The sequence below is a fragment of the Parvimonas pharyngis genome, from assembly GCF_046569675.1.
Lineage (GTDB): Bacteria > Bacillota > Clostridia > Tissierellales > Peptoniphilaceae > Parvimonas.
Map to the genome: position 1 here is coordinate 361,586 of NZ_JBKICJ010000001.1, position 16,573 is coordinate 378,158.

The 16,573-nt window shown below is 26.4% G+C and carries 13 protein-coding genes; all 13 read right to left on the reverse strand.

The window, feature by feature from the left end; genetic code table 11:
• The 13 genes from pyrH to ACLGL0_RS01765 all read right to left on the reverse strand — a co-directional run bounded on the left by pyrH (position 1) and on the right by ACLGL0_RS01765 (position 16,522).
• Positions 1-714 carry a UMP kinase gene (pyrH, locus tag ACLGL0_RS01705; RefSeq protein ID WP_314558083.1) on the reverse strand — a complete coding sequence of 238 codons (714 nt, stop codon included), beginning with the start codon at positions 712-714 and terminating at the stop codon, positions 1-3.
• A 189-nt stretch (positions 715-903) separates the two neighbouring features.
• Positions 904-1,500: a hypothetical protein gene (locus tag ACLGL0_RS01710; protein WP_411013388.1), complete on the reverse strand. Its 597-nt coding sequence runs from the start codon at positions 1,498-1,500 to the stop codon at positions 904-906.
• A 105-nt stretch (positions 1,501-1,605) separates the two neighbouring features.
• The gene (gene recG / locus ACLGL0_RS01715) at positions 1,606-3,633 is read right to left on the reverse strand and encodes an ATP-dependent DNA helicase RecG (protein WP_411013389.1); all 2,028 of its coding nucleotides are present in this window, start codon (positions 3,631-3,633) and stop codon (positions 1,606-1,608) included.
• A gap of 86 nt (positions 3,634-3,719) precedes the next feature.
• Positions 3,720-5,342, reverse strand: a complete 1,623-nt coding sequence (locus ACLGL0_RS01720) for a DAK2 domain-containing protein (protein WP_411013390.1) — start codon at positions 5,340-5,342, stop codon at positions 3,720-3,722.
• A gap of 9 nt (positions 5,343-5,351) precedes the next feature.
• On the reverse strand, positions 5,352-5,705 hold the full coding sequence (locus ACLGL0_RS01725) for an Asp23/Gls24 family envelope stress response protein (protein WP_233055682.1): 354 nt from the start codon (positions 5,703-5,705) through the stop codon (positions 5,352-5,354).
• 72 nt (positions 5,706-5,777) lie between these two features.
• Positions 5,778-7,142 (reverse strand): MATE family efflux transporter, encoded by a 1,365-nt coding sequence (locus tag ACLGL0_RS01730; protein WP_411013391.1) that lies wholly within the window; start codon positions 7,140-7,142, stop codon positions 5,778-5,780.
• A 163-nt stretch (positions 7,143-7,305) separates the two neighbouring features.
• Positions 7,306-9,324 carry a bifunctional 4-hydroxy-3-methylbut-2-enyl diphosphate reductase/30S ribosomal protein S1 gene (locus ACLGL0_RS01735; protein ID WP_411013392.1) on the reverse strand — a complete coding sequence of 673 codons (2,019 nt, stop codon included), beginning with the start codon at positions 9,322-9,324 and terminating at the stop codon, positions 7,306-7,308.
• The gene (locus tag ACLGL0_RS01740) at positions 9,305-9,892 is read right to left on the reverse strand and encodes a lysophospholipid acyltransferase family protein (RefSeq protein ID WP_347714112.1); all 588 of its coding nucleotides are present in this window, start codon (positions 9,890-9,892) and stop codon (positions 9,305-9,307) included. The genes ACLGL0_RS01735 and ACLGL0_RS01740 overlap by 20 nt, the downstream gene beginning before the upstream one ends.
• Positions 9,885-10,541 carry a (d)CMP kinase gene (cmk, locus tag ACLGL0_RS01745; RefSeq protein ID WP_411013393.1) on the reverse strand — a complete coding sequence of 219 codons (657 nt, stop codon included), beginning with the start codon at positions 10,539-10,541 and terminating at the stop codon, positions 9,885-9,887. Before cmk ends, ACLGL0_RS01740 begins: the two co-directional genes overlap by 8 nt.
• Positions 10,542-10,543: 2 nt before the next feature.
• Positions 10,544-11,782 carry a BaiN/RdsA family NAD(P)/FAD-dependent oxidoreductase gene (locus tag ACLGL0_RS01750; RefSeq protein WP_411013471.1) on the reverse strand — a complete coding sequence of 413 codons (1,239 nt, stop codon included), beginning with the start codon at positions 11,780-11,782 and terminating at the stop codon, positions 10,544-10,546.
• Between the two features lie 212 nt (positions 11,783-11,994).
• Positions 11,995-12,201, reverse strand: coding sequence for a 50S ribosomal protein L28 (gene rpmB, locus ACLGL0_RS01755; RefSeq protein ID WP_009448982.1), 207 nt, complete (start codon positions 12,199-12,201; stop codon positions 11,995-11,997).
• Between the two features lie 86 nt (positions 12,202-12,287).
• On the reverse strand, positions 12,288-14,267 hold the full coding sequence (gene ligA / locus ACLGL0_RS01760; RefSeq protein ID WP_411013394.1) for an NAD-dependent DNA ligase LigA: 1,980 nt from the start codon (positions 14,265-14,267) through the stop codon (positions 12,288-12,290).
• Between the two features lie 2 nt (positions 14,268-14,269).
• On the reverse strand, positions 14,270-16,522 hold the full coding sequence (locus ACLGL0_RS01765; protein ID WP_411013395.1) for an ATP-dependent helicase: 2,253 nt from the start codon (positions 16,520-16,522) through the stop codon (positions 14,270-14,272).
• Positions 16,523-16,573 lie beyond the last annotated feature (51 nt).

The window sequence follows — 16,573 nt, forward strand, 5'->3', positions numbered from 1 at the left end:
TTATTTCCCCCTAACTATTGTTCCTACTTTTTCACCTTTTGCAACTGCAACTAAATTTTCTGGTTCATCAATTCCAAAAACTACTAATGGAATATCATTATCCATACAAAGTGAAGTAGCAGTAGCATCCATTATTCCTAAACCTCTATTTAAAATTTCTATATATGATAATTCTTCAAATTTTTTCGCGTCTTCAAATTTATTTGGATCTTTATCATATATACCATCTGTTCCTGTTTTACCAAGTAAAATTACGTCTGCATGCATTTCAGCAGCTCTTAAGGCAGCTGTGGTATCTGTAGAAAAATATGGCATTCCTGTACCCGCACCAAAAATTACGATTCTGCCTTTTTCAAGATGACGTTCAGCCTTTCTTTTTATGAAAGGTTCTGCAACTTCATGAACATTTATTGCTGTCTGTACTCTAGTTGGCACACCCATATTTTCTAGTGTTGCTTGTAACCTTAATGAATTTATTATTGTAGCAAGCATACCCATGTGATCTGAAGTTGATCTCTCAATTTTTTCACTAGAACGTCCTCTCCAAAAGTTTCCTCCTCCAACTACAATACAAATTTGAATACCTAAATCATATACGTCTTTTACTGATTTACAAATTTTTTCAATCGTTTCATCATCGAGTCCGTGTCCGATTCCTCCTGATAAAGCTTCTCCACTAAGTTTAATAACTACCCTTTTAAAATCTAAATCCATAAGACAGTCTTTCTCCTTTAATTTTATACAATAAGTGTATCATTTTTTCGAAAATTTTTCAATATTTAAATATATTTATAAATATATAAACTTCAAAAAATATATTAAAATTAAATTTTGTGTTTAAGAATTAAAAAAAAGATTGAAATATAATTTCAATCTTATCTTATTTTTTATCAATAAAATATTTTATTTTTTATCTTTTTTCATTTCTCGCTCTATTTCATCTTTAACTTTTGGAGAAAGTTCATCTTTATTATTCTCCATACCTTTAACTGTATTTTTATATTGATTAACTAAATCCTTAGCTTCTTTATAAGCATTTATATATTCGTTGTCATCACTCTCTATTCCATATTTACTCAAATTATCAACATATTCTATCCCCAAAAGTGTATCTAAAATCGTAAATTCATCTTTAATTTCAAATCTATAATTTGGATAAAACTTACTATCAGAATTTATATATTTTTTCCCGTTCCTTACTTCTATTTTTAGGTTAAAGGCTTCAAAGAAGGCTTCTTCTCTGTTTGGTTTTTTAAAAACTTCTCCATTTTTAGTAACTATAACACCTGAATTTTTGTTCCAACAATAGTCAGGATATTTTATATTAACTTTATCCATATGAAATACAATACGTCCATTGTCATTTGCTAAAAATACTTTATTTCTAAACTTTTCTATACTAATATTAGAACTTTTACAAGAAGAAAAAAGAATTAAAAAGCAAAAAGAAAATGTTGCCAATAGGACTTTAAAATCAAAAAGTTTAATTTTTTTACTCATAATAGCCACCTCTGTATATTCTCTTCCATTATATCACATTAGCGAAACGAATTCAATAATCATTACTGTAAATTATATAAAAAAAGACAAACAGTAATGTTTATCTTAATTCATAATTATATTTTCACTTAGATTTTTGATGAATTCGTCAACATTTCTTTTTACAACTTGATTTTCTTCTTTTTCAAAATTAAAATCATCCTTCAAAAGCTTATCAACATATTTTATAGCTAATTTTAAAAGCTCATAATCTTTCTGAATATTTAAAATTTTAAATCTTGCTTCTCCTGATTGACGATATCCAAGTATATCACCATATCCTCTTAGTAAAAAATCTTGTTCTGAAATATAAAACCCATCATTTGATGAACACATTATATCCATTCTCTTTTTAACATTTGTACTTTTATTATTGCTAACTAAAATGCAAAAGCTATCGTAATTTCCTCTTCCAATTCTTCCTCTAAGTTGATGTAACTGACTAAGACCAAATCTTTCAGCATTATAAATTACCATTATATTGGAATTAGGAACATTAATACCTACTTCTATTACAGTTGTAGCAACTAGAACTTTTATTTTTCCGTTTTCAAAATTTTTCATTATCCTATCTTTGTCAACAGGTTTTAACTTCCCATGTATAAACTCGATTTCAATGTTTTGAAAATATCTTTCTTTTAAACGTTCATATAAATTTATAACTGACTGTAACTCCAATGTATCGCTCTCATCGACAAGTGGACATACTATATAAGCTTGACGTCCTTCTGATATATGTTTTCTTATAAAACTCATGTATCTATCTTCATAATTTTCATCCACAAAATAAGTATTTACCTTTCCTCTTCCGCTAGGTAACTCATCGATAGTAGAAATATCTAAATCACAAAACATTACAAGTCCTACTGTTCTAGGTATAGGTGTTGCACTCATAACTAATATATCTGGATTTTTTGATTTTTTAGAAAGTAAAAATCTTTGTTTAACTCCAAATCTATGTTGTTCATCTGTAATAACAAATCCTAAATTCTTATATACGACTTTTTCTTGAAATACAGCATGTGTCCCAATTATGATATCAACTTGTCCATTTTCTATTTTTTCTCTTATAGTTTTCTTTTCTGATTCTTTCAAACTTCCTACTAGTAATTCAACTTTAATATTATGTTTTTCAAAAAGTTCTATAGCATTTTCAAAATGTTGTCTTGCTAATATTTCAGTAGGAGCCATTAAAACAGATTGAAATCCATTTTTAACAACATTAAACATTGCTATAAATGAAACTATCGTTTTACCACAACCAACATCCCCTTGAATTAATCTGTTCATTTGTCTATCAGAAGACATATCATTAAAAATATCCTCTAAAACTTTGTTTTGTGAATTTGTCAATTTAAAACTTAAAGAATTTATAAATTCTAATGTTTCATCTTTTATTTGAAAACTAATAGCATCATCATTTTTCTTTTTAAATTTTTTCATAGATAGTTGAAAATAAAAAATTTCATCAAAGGCTAATCTTCTTTTTGCTCTAATAAAACTTTCATTATCTTTTGGAAAATGAATGTTCCTAATTGCATTGTCATAGCTTTCTAAGTTTAATTCATTTAGAATATTACTAGGTAGTTTTTCTTCAAAATATGAATTCTTTTTTAATAAATTTTGAATAATCTTAACTAAGTCTAAATTTGAAATCCCTTTGCATAAATGATATTGTGGAATTACACTACCAATTATATTTACTTTGTTTTGCATAGTTGGAGATTGAATTTCAACATTTTTTCCAAGCAGTTTAGCTCTTCCATACATTTCATATACATTATTAATCTTTAAATTTTTTGAAATAAAAATATTATTAAAATATACAATAGTACAATAATTCATTTCTTCATCCATTGCCAAAAATTTTGTAACTCTAATATTCCTTTTCTTTCTATTTTCCATTAAAGAAATAATTTTTAATCTATATGAATAGTTTCCTTCTTCTGTTATTTCAGAAATTTTTTTAAATTTTGTGGTATCAATATATGAATACGGATAATATTCTAATAAATTGTTTATAGTAAAAATACCTAATTTATTTAGTAGCGCTAATTTTTTTTCTCCAATACCTTTTAAATCTTTTAATTCCATAATTATCCTTACAAAAAAAGTCCTTTCGGACTTTTTAATTTTTTAATGTAAAAGCAAAATAATAAATTATTTTAATATTAAGCTTATTATTCTACTGAAATTAAATAATAATATAGTGGTTGACCACCATATACTAATTCTACTTCAATATCTTCATATTTTTCTTCAACTAATTTCGCTAATTCACTAGCTTCTTCTTCTTTAACATCTTCTCCGTAATATATACTTACTATAGAAGAATCTGCATCAACTAGTTGATCTATAAGTTTTTCAAATGTTTCTTCAATTTTCTTTTCTGAAATTGTAATCTTATTTTCATTCAAACCCATAAAGTCATCTTTTTCAATTTTTACACCTTCGATTTCTGTATCTCTAAGTGCATATGTTATTTGTCCAACTTTTATATTTGAAATCGCTTCAGTCATAAGTTTAACATTTTCTTCTACAGATAAAGATTCATCGAAATTAAATAAACAACTAAAAGCTTGTGGTATTTGTTTAGTCTTAATAACATGAAGTCTTTTTTCTGAAATTTTCGCGGCTTGTTCAGAAACAAGTATTATATTACTATTGTTTGGAAAAACAAAAATATCATCAGCGTTAATCTTTTCAACTGCTTTTAAAATATCTTCAGTTGAAGGATTCATTGTTTGTCCGCCAGTTATAATTTCGTCTACTCCCATACTTTTAAAAATCTCATCGATACCTTCTCCAGTTGATATGGAAATAAAACCATATTTTTTATGTTCTTTTACTTCTTCAGAACTTTTGGCTTCTTCAACTTCTTTATCAGTATGATGTAAATGATTATGTTGCCTTCTCATATTATCAATTTTTAAGTCATGTAGAGGTCCAAATTCTAATGCCCATTCAATTGCTTGTCCTGGGTGGTTAGTATGAACATGTACTTTTATAAGATTATCTCCTTTAACAACAATTAAAGAATCACCAATACTTGCAAGCTTATCTCTTAAAATACCATATTCTTCTGAATCACTTGTAACCATAAACTCAGTACAGTATCCAAATTTAATATCTTCATCTTGTTGTGCTGCTAAATGTTCAATTCTTGCTGGTTTATTAAATTCATATGTGTTTTTAATTTCTACAACTTCATCTCCTAACGCACCTTCTAAAAGATACATTAATCCACGTCCACCAGCATCTACTACTTCAGCTTCTTTTAAAATAGGTAATATTTCAGGAGTTTTTTCCAAACTTCTAAATCCTTCTTTTAAAATTTCTTTACAGAACTCAAATTCATCATCAAATCTAGTATAATTAGCTTCAGCGTATTCTCCCATTTCTCTAATTACTGTAAGAATTGTGCCTTCAGTAGGTTTAATTACAGATTTATATGCTACTTTATATGCATTAACAAAACATTCTTTAATTGTTTCAACATCAAGAGTTACACTTTCTTTACTTCCTAAATAGAACCCTCTTAAAATTTGAGATAAAATTACTCCTGAATTCCCTCTAGCACCCATCAAGGCTCCATCACTTATTGCTTTTGTTACATCAGCACAAGTATTAACTTTTGAGTTTTCTAAATTCTTTATAGCAGACTTAATAGTCAATGACATATTAGTACCAGTATCTCCGTCTGGAACAGGAAATACATTTAAGCTGTTAACTATCTCTTTATTTGATTCAAGATAATTACGAGCTCTTACAAATGCCATTTGCAATTGTTCACTATTTATCATAAATTCCTCCTAATTATCTTCTAATTTAATTCCATGAACATTAACATTAACCTTTTTAACAGTTAATCCTGTTAAGTTTTCAACATTATATTTTACATTTTCTATGATATTTTCACAAACAGTTGATATTTTTATTCCATATTGAATAACTATATGCAAATCTATAAAAATACTATTTTCTTTAAGTACAACATGAACACCTTTACTAGAATTATCCCAACCTAAAAGTTGATAAATTCCATCTTTAGGAGAAACATTAGCTAATCCGCAAACTCCATAACTTTCTCTTAAAACATTAGCTACGATTGTTTTAACCACAACAGGATTAATAGAAACTTTACCTAATTCATTATTAAATTCCATATAAATACCTCCTAATTTATACATAAGTATATAGATTACTATATCAAATTTTAGAAAAAAAATCAATATATTTTACAAATCTTTAATTGCTGATTCCCATTTTACTCTTAATACAAAAAAGAAAAATATAAATGCTGCCATACAATTAGAAAATAAATTACCCCAAAAAATAGAATACACTCCTAAGTACTTTTCTGTAAAAATTATAAAAATATATCTTAGAAGCCAAACTCTCATTATACCTGTTAATAATGGCATTTTTGTTCGTCCAAGTCCTATAAATACTCCTTGTTCAACAGTAAATATTCCAAAACCAATAACCGAATACATATATATTGTAAGAGCTTTATTTGTTATTGTAGTAATCTCTGGATTCTTTTGAAATAGATCTACAATATATGGATTTAATGGTGTAAAAATAATTATGATTGAAAAGACAATCAATAATGAAATCAATATTCCATAATAAAAAATCTTTTTTGCATTTTTAGAATTACCATTTCCTATGTTCATACTTATCATTGTAGTAACAGTTGTTCCTACACTGGTTGGTAAAACAAAATAAATAGAATTTATATTTGATGCAATTGTAGAAGCATTTAAAGCAATTGAACCATATTTAACTACTTCTTTATTAATTAAAAAGAATCCAATATATACTAAAATATAAGATAATACACTAGGAATAGCTAACTCCATTGTTTTTTTTATAAACTCTAAATCAAATTTAAAATTATGTAAAGATAATTGCATATCAGATTTCTTTAAAAAAAGATCACAATACATCCAAATCCCTATTAAAAGATATGACATAAATGATGCTGATACTGCACCAATGACTCCTAAATTTAGTATAGAAAGAAATATAGTGTTAAAAATTACTTTTAAAACTAATAATATAATCATTCTTAAGAATGGTGCTTCAGGATGTCCCGTACCATTTTTTATAGAATTAAATATAGCAGCCATAAATAAAAATGGTAATACAAAAGAATATAATCCCAAGTATTGAAATACATGAGTTGAAAGCTCTTCATTTACACCTCTTGAAATTATATACGAAAGAATCAAGCAAATTGGAGAAAGTAATAATCCAATTATAAAAGATAAAACTAAAATTTGAACCGAAGCTTGTTTAGTTTTTTCAATATCTCCTTTCCCATATAGTTGTCCTATTATTGCAGAAGCTGCAACACTGAGCCCTTGAGAAAAAGCATTTAAAATATTTATAACTGATTGTGAAAACCCAATAGCCCCAGCTATGACATAACCAGCTTTATTATTTAAGAATAAGCCATCAGAAATAGGAATTAAAGATTGAACAATACCCATCATAAATACTGGTATAGTTAATAAGAAAATAGTCTTCATTACATTTTCACTTAAAATCATTTCTCTTCTTTCTTCAGAACTCTTGTTAAAAATTTTTGTATTCATAAAATCACTCCAATTAAATTATATACCTTAATAAAAATAATTTCAAATAAGAACCCCACACTTCCACGATGCTTCACATCGGATTAGTTCTCGGGAACCATGTTGTTTCACAATAATAAAAAAGCTACCGATTTAACGATAGCTTTTAAAATATTTTAAATTTTTATAATTCTATATCAAGTAATGCTCCAATTGAATTGTCTAATTCTTGATTTTCAAATTTTGCTTGTTCTTGTTCTTCTTCTATAACAACTTCTTCTTGTTCTTCTTCTACAACTTCTACTACTGGTTTTTCAAGAAGCTCTTTAATAGATAAAGAAATTTTTTGATTTTCTTCATCAATATTAATTATTTTAACTTCAACTTCATCTCCAATATTTAAAACATCAGCTGCTTTTTCAATATGATCATAAGAAATTTGAGAAATATGAACTAATCCTTCAACATTTTCTTTTAATTTAACAAATGCACCAAAATCAACTAAATTAATTACTGTTCCTGATACAACATCACCAACTGCATTATTTTCTAAGAATAATTCAAAAGGTTTCTTTGTCAATTGTTTTAATCCTAAAGAAATTCTATTTCTTTCTCTATTTAATTTTAATACAACTACTTCAACTTCATCTCCTACAGATAAAATATCAGAAGGTTTCTTAATTCTATTCCAAGATATATCTGATACATGAATTAATCCATCAACATCTCCTAAATTAACAAATGCACCAAAGTCAGTTAATTTTCTAACAGTTCCTGTTAAAACATCATCAACAGATAATTTGCTCCAAGCTAAATCTAATTTTTCATTAAGCTCTTTTTGTTCAACTTCTCTTCTTGAAAGAACAACTTTTTTCTTTCTTTCATCTAAACTGATTATTTCACATTCAATTTTCTTTCCAATATATGGTGTAAAATCTTTTACGAAGCTAGTTGTAATATGACTTGCAGGAATAAAAGCATTAATACCATCAACAGTAGCTAATAGGCCTCCTTTAACTTCTTTTACTACTTCAGCTTCTACCAACTCTTTATTGTTGAATTTTTCAACAAGATTTTGCCAATCTTTTAGAGATTCAACTCTTTTAGTTGATAAAACAACATTACCTTCTCCGTCATCAAGTTTAATTACATAAACATCAATTTCTTGACCTTCATGGAATAAATCCTTAGGTTTTTTAGTAATGTCAGAAGATAACTCATCAAGTTTAATAATCCCATCACTTCTATAACCTATATTTACCATAACTTCAGTTTCAGTAACATAAATTATAGTACCTTTCACTATGTCTCTTGGATAAATTTTCTTAATACTCCCTTCTATTTGTTCCATAAATTCATCCTTGCTTAAAATTTCCATACCTTCAACTACCTCCTCTATTAACCAATCCGGAGTTGAAGCGCCGGCGGTTAATCCTATTTTCTTATATTTTACCATATCTTTCAATGGTAAATCTAAAAATGTCTCAATTCGATATACATTTTTACAATGCTTTTTAGCTACTTCATAAAGCTTATTTGTATTTGAGCTACTGTATCCCCCAATAACTATCATACAATCTACTTTTTTAGAAATTTCTTCGCAAGAATTTTGTCTTTTTGAAGTTGCATCACAAATTGTATTTTCAATTATAACATTTTCATTTCTATCTTTTATTATATCAGAAAATTGAAAAAATTTCTCTACTAAATTTGTCGTTTGTGAAATAATATATAAATTTTTTTTATTTTTTATCATTTCAGCTTCTTCTTTGGTATTAATTACACAATATTTATCACCACAATAGCCAACCATTGCTTTTATTTCTGGATGATTTTCATCTCCAATAATAATAATTTCATAACCATCTTTTACTTTTTTTTCAATTTTTCTGTATATATTTAATAAAACTGGACATGTACAGTCAATACATTTATGTCCTAAGTTTATCATTTTTTCCTTAATACTTGGATGTATTCCATGAGAACGTAAAACTATAGTTCCTTTATTCTCTTTTTCATAGTCATTAATAATCTTAAGTCCTTTTTTATCAAATTTTTGAACAACTTGAGGATTATGAATTAACTCACCATAAGAATACACCTTTTCATTATTTTTATTTTCATTTAAAGTTTTTTCAGCTAATTTTACAGCTCTTTTAACTCCAAAACAAAAACCAGCATTATTAGCTATTAGTATTTCCATATTTTACTTGATAAATTTGATTGAATAATTCTTCTGTTAATTTATCAATTGCCTCCGAATCTTCCATATTTTCAAAATTATTAATTTCAATCATAGGATATATATCAACAGTTATTTTAGAGAAAATTCTATAGGTACCTTCTATATGAATTGGTAAAATATTAACTTTATTTTTTAAAGCAATAAGTGCTACTCCCTTTTTCATATTATTTATATCAACTGTTTTAACTCTAGTTCCTTCTGGAAATATACCAAGAATATTTCCAGCTCTAATGACTCTAAAACAAGATTTTATAGCTTTTATATCAGTATTATCTCTATCTATAGGAATTACTCCCAACTTCCCAAAAAACTTAGCAAATAATTTTTTTTCAAAAAGTTCTTTTTTTGAAAGAAAAAATATTTGTCTCTTAGTTAATGTTGCTAGGATAACCGGATCAAAAATATGAATATGATTTGCACTAATTATAAAAGGTTGATCATCTTTTAAATTTTCAATTCCATTAATTTTAACCCTATAAATAAGTTTAACTAAAACAGAAACTATTGAAACTAAAAACCTATACATTATTTTCGCCTCTTATATATGATAAAAATTCTAAAATTGTTTCTTTTAAAGTCTTATCTGTAGAATCTATTTCAATTGCATCTTTTGCCTTTTTTAAAGGAGAAGCAGATCTATTCATATCATCAAAATCTCTTTTTTCAATACTTTCTCTGACTTGCTCTAAATTAAGACCTTTTTTTCTTTCACTTTGTAAAAATCTTCTTTTTGCTCTTTCTTTTGAAGATGCAGTTAAATAAAATTTAAAATCTGCATTAGGAAAAATTACTGTACCGACATCTCTACCATCTAATACACAGCTTCCTTCCATCCCAATTTTTCTTTGAAGTGAAACTAAATGATTTCTTACATAATCATAACTTGAAACAAGTGATGCTCCCTTAGAAATTTCATCAGTTCTAATTTCTTTACCAAGCTTTACTCCATCTACATAAAGATAATTAGATTTATAAGTGAAATCAGTATCTTCAAGTATCTTCTTAATCTTATCATGATCATCTAAAGAAATATTATTAGAAATAACCTTGTATGCAATAGCTCTATACATAGCTCCAGTATCAATATAATTAATTTTTAATATCTTAGAAAGTTTTTTTGCTATTGTACTCTTTCCAACACCTGATGGTCCATCTATTGCTATAATATAATCCATATTTACTCTCCTTCTATACAAGAAACTCCTGCTAAATGTCCAGTTGAAAAAGCAATTGTTAGGTTATACCCACCAGTATTTGCATCAACATCTAAAAGTTCCCCTACAATATATAAATTTTTAATTAGTTTACTCTCCATAGTTGATGAGTTGACTTCTTTAACTGAAACTCCCCCAATTGTTATTATAGCTTCACTTAAAGGCCTTAAACTATTAAAATTAAATTCTAAATTTTTAATTGTTTCTACTAATTTCTTTCTATCATCTTTGCTTAGTTGATTTACACTAATTTCACCATTAACACCAGATTTTTCTAGTACTAGCTCAACCATTGCACCAATTAATACATTAGATAATACATTTTTTAAACACTTATTCTTATTTTGATCAAATTCTCTAAGTAATCTTTGATCTAAAGTATGATGATTAATCTTAGGTTTTAAATCAATAGAAACAATAAAATCTTTTGAATTATCAAAATACTTACTTGACTTTAAAACAATTGGTCCACTAAAACCAGTATGTGTAAAAAGCAATTCACCAAATTCTGAATGAATTAGTTTATGATTTGAATTATATATCTTAAAATCTACAAATTTTAAACTAACACCTGAATATTTTCTAATTTTTTCTTTTACATCTATACCTACCAGTCCTGCTTTTAAATCAGTTATCGTATGACCTAATCTGTTTAAAATTTCATGACCTTTACCTCTAGAACCAGTAAATGGATAAGATTTTCCTCCAGTTGCAAATACAACTTTATCGAAAAGACCATAATCTTTATTACAAACTAATTTAAATTTTTCTCCAACAAGTTTTACATCCTCAATTTCAGTATTCAAAATTACATTTACACCTTTTGAGTTTAACGCATTTTCTAAGGCTTTATTTACATCACTAGATTTATCAGAAATTGGAAAAACCCTTCCTCCTCTTTCAACCTTTGTTTCTAAGCCATTGTCTTTAAAAAATTTAAGTATATCTTCATTAGTAAATGAATATAAACTACTATATAAAAAATTTTTATTACTATTAATTTCATCAAAAAACTCATAAATCTCTTTTGAGTTTGTTATATTACATCTTCCTTTACCGGAAATATATATTTTTTTTCCAATTTTTTCATTACCATCAAATAAAAAAACTTCAGTATTTTCAGTTTTTGAAAAAATTGCACTCATTATTCCTGATGCTCCAGCACCAATAACTGCTATTTTTATAAAATCACTACCTTGAATCTAATAATTTACCACTTATAAGTATAAATTATTTTTTGCATTTAGTCAAATATTTTTAAAAATATTTTTGATTTTTTACATTTAAAAGAATATTATTAAAATGTAAAATCACGTTATATATCATCACAAGAAATTTCTCATGAGAAATTTTTATAAAAAATATATATAAAAAAATAGGGAGATAATCATCTCCCTAAAAATTTATTGTTTTATTATTCAGCTGAAGTAAATGAAGGTCTTTCAACAAAACCACTCTTTAAACATGTTGTACAAACATTAATTCTCTTTACAGAACCGTCAACAACAACTCTGACTTTTCTGATGTTTGCTCCCCATGATCTACTGCTTTTTCTATTTGAGAAAGTTACTTTATTTCCAAATAATTTTGTTTTATCGCAAATTGCACATCTTTTTGACATTTTCTTACCTCCTTTTACAAACTCATATTTAACACAAGTATTATACCACACTACACTTATCTTTGCAAGTACTTATGTTAATCATATTAAATTTTTTTTATAAAACTATCAAGGTTTTTCTCATCGATTATATCTATTCCAAGCTCTTGTGCTTTTTTTAATTTTGATCCAGCTTTTTCTCCAACAACTAAAAAATCAGTTGATTTGGCTACGGCAGATTGAACTATAAGTCCTTTTTGCGAAAAAATATCTTCTAAATCTTTCCTCTTATAATTTTCAAACGTACCAGTAATTACAATTTTTTTATCAGTAAATTCTGTTTTTGACACTTCTTCATATGGTATTATATTAATTCCTTTTTCAAGCAATTTATTTAAAGCATCTTTGCTATATTCATCGTTTAAAAATTCATAAATAGAATTTGCAACAATTTCACCAATATCATTAATTTGTAAAAGTTCATCTATCGTAGCATCTTTTAAATTATCTAAAATTATATATTTTTTTGCCAAATCTTTTGCAGTTTTTACACCAACATTTTTAATTCCAAGCGCATAGATAAAGTTCTCAAAATTTACATTTTTACTCTCTTCTATTGAGTTTAATAAATTATTAACTTTCTTATCCTTAAATTTTTCTAGAGTAATAAGTTCATCATATTTTAAATCATATATTTTATAAACTTTATCCACTCCCAATTTGTCATATAGTAGTTCAATAGTTTTTTCGCTTAGTCCTTCGATATTCATTGCATTTTTGCTTGAAAAATGAACAAGTGAAGATGTTAACTGTGGTGTGCATGCTAAAGTATTTGTACAGAAAAAATGTACTCCATCTCTAATTAATTCACTCTTACAATAAGGACAATGTGTTGGCATTTTAATTTCTATCTCATTTCCATTATCTTCATCCATAGTTCCAAGAATTTCTGGAATCACATCATTTGAACGTCTAATTAATACTCTAGAATTTATTTTTACTTTCTTTCTTAAAATATCATCATAATTATTTAACGTTGCTCTTTGAACAGTTACATCACCAATTTCAACTGGCTCTAAGATTGCCGTTGGAGTAACTTTCCCAGTTCTACCAACATTCCATACTACTTCTTTTAATATTGTTGTATATTCTTCTGCTTCAAACTTATAAGCTATAGCAAATCTAGGAAATTTATTTGTATATCCAAAAAAATCTCTCAGCTCAAAATCATTAACTTTTATTACAACACCATCTGTTAAATAGTCAACTTCTTTTCTTAAAACTTCTATCTCATTTATTTTATCTTTAATTTCTTGAATATTAGAACATTTTTTTTCATATTCATTTACTTTAAATTTATTTTGTCTTAAAAAGGATATCATTTCTTCTTGAGTCTTAAATTGATAATCAGATTTAAAACCAACATTATATATAAACGCATCTAAGTTTCTGCTAGCTGTCTTTTTAGGATCAAGATTTCTAATTGCTCCAGCTGCAGCGTTTCTGGCATTTTTCAAAGGAACTTCAGCGGTTTCATTATATTTAGAAAGTGCCGAAAGAGGCATAATAGCCTCTCCTTGAATTTCAACCAAACCCTTGTACTCAATTTCAAGAGGAATGCTCTTTATAGTTTTTACTTGTTCAAAAACTTCTTCTCCATAAACACCATTACCTCTAGTTGACGCTGATACTAAAACACCATTATTATATGTTAAATTAATTGTTAACCCATCAAATTTAAACTCAACAAAATACTCTAAAGTTTTGTTAGTATTATTTATGGAGTTATATTCATTCAATAGTTTAGTACACCTATTATGAAACTCCTCAAGTTCTTCAAAACTTTGAGCCTTTTGCAAACTATATAACTCTTTTAAATGTGTATGTTTTTCAAATTTTTCCAAAACTTCACCACCAACTCTTTGTGTAGGTGAATTTGGTAAAACTATACCTGTTTCTTTTTCCATTTTTAAAAGTTCATCATATAATTTATCATATTCTGCATCACTTACGATAGGATCATCCAATGTATAATACTGATAAGCCCACAGATTTAATTTTTCAACAATATTTTTCATTTTATCCATAATTAAACCCTCTTTATACGTTTATCCTTTTTTAGGTCAAATAGTTTTATTCCTTCACCATCAAATGCTACCATAAGCATTACTTTTGAACCAGCTTTGTCACATTTAATTACAGTTCCTAAACCATACTTTTCATGCATGATTTTTTCTCCAACTTTATATAAATCCTTAGAAACTGTCTTATTAGTTTTTTCATAGTGATTTAACGGTTTATCTAATTTTGTTCTTCCTATATCTGAATTTGATACATAAGTTCTAGAGTAATCTGTATAAGCATCATTTCTAATCTTAGAAGTAGCAACTCTTTCTTCATCAAAATTAAAATCAAGATTAATTGTCTTATCATCTACATAATTTATTATTTCATCAACAAAACTTGAAACCCTATAAAGATTTAATTTTCCATACATAGTCATGCTCTTTGTTGATGATATGAATAATTTTTCCTTAGCTCTAGTAATAGCAACATAAAAAAGTCTTCTTTCCTCTTCAAGTCCATCATCTCTTTCTTTTATTGATCTTTCACTAGGAAATATTCCTTCATTCATTCCTATTATAAAAACTACTCTATATTCTAGCCCTTTTGCAGAATGAATAGTTGTTAATGTTACTGTTTCATCCGAATCTTCAGTCTTATCAATATCAGATAAAAGGCTATTTGTTTCAAGATATTCTAATAGTTTAACCTCTTTATAATTATTTGATATCTCTTCTAAAAATAAGCCAATATTTTCAGATTTTTTTTCATATTCTTTACTTTCATTTTCTCTTAAATACTCAAAAAACTTAATAGAATCTAAAAGTTCCTTCACTAAAGTTTCAACATCTGTATCATCAACACAAGTAATAAATCCAAAAATTAAATCTCTAAAATTTTCAAATTCTACTCTTAATTTATTACTTATAGATTCTAGAAATTCATTTCTAAAAAGCCCATCAAAAAGACTTATATTTTCTGAATAGCAAAAATCTTCAAGTTTTTGTAAACTAACATTACCTATAGAACGTTTTGGATAGTTAATTATCCTTCTAAAAGCATTATCATCTTTAGGATTAGCTATTAACTTAAGATAAGCTAGTATATCTTTAATTTCTTTTCTATCGTAAAATTTAAGGCCACCAACCATTTTATAGGCAATAGAATTTTTCCTTAGAGCATTTTCAATAGCAAAAGATTGAAAATTTGCACGATACAGAATAGCAATATCAGATAAATTATAACCTTCGAATATTAACTTCGATATATTTTGTGCAACTTCAATAGCTTCATAGTTTTCATTTTGGTAACTTTTATATACTATCTCGTCACCACCCTCTTTTTTTGTCCAAAGATTTTTATCTTTTCTATTTATATTATTTTTTATAAGCTCATTTGCACAATCTAATATTTTCTGTGTTGAACGGTAATTTTCTTCAAGTAATATTATTTTTGAGTTTGGAAAGTCGTTTTCAAAATTTAATATATTTGAAATATTTGCACCTCTCCACCCATATATTGATTGATCTATATCTCCCACTGCACAAACATTTTTATACTTTGAAGCTAAAAGTTTTATTATTTCGTATTGAGCATCATTAGTATCTTGATACTCGTCAACATATATATATTTAAATTTTTCTGAGTAATATTCTAATACTTCTGGAGATTTTTTAAACAGCTCAATAGTTTTAAAAATTAGATCATCAAAATCTAATGCATTATTTTTAGTCAAAATTTCTTCATATTTCTTATAAATTTTTTCTACCACATCAGTATTGTTTCCAAAAGAAAAATATTTTGAAAATTCATTAGGTTTTACATTTTTTGCTTTAGCATCACTAATCATTCCAATAACGGCATTTTTATATTCTCCTAGTACAGTTTCCCATGTTGGATTTTGTTTAAAAATTTCTTTTAAAACTAATTTTTGATCATCTCTATCATAAATTGTAAAATTATTTGAATAACCTATTTTTTCTATATTAAATCTTAAAATTTTAGAACAGATTGAATGAAATGTTCCAATCCACATATTAGAAATATCTCTATTAAAAATATTTTCTATTCTTTCTTTCATCTCTTTTCCAGCTTTATTTGTAAATGTAATAGCTAAGATTTCATATTCACTAACATTTTTTTCTAAAACTGCATAAGCAATTTTTGTTGTTAGTACTTTTGTTTTTCCACTCCCAGCACCTGCTAGAACTAATAGTGGAGAACCAAAATGTTCAACAGCCTCCAATTGCTTATTATTTAAACCTTTTAATAAATCCATATTTACCCTCATTAACATCTATAAAAAAGCAATGGAATTACCATTGCTTAA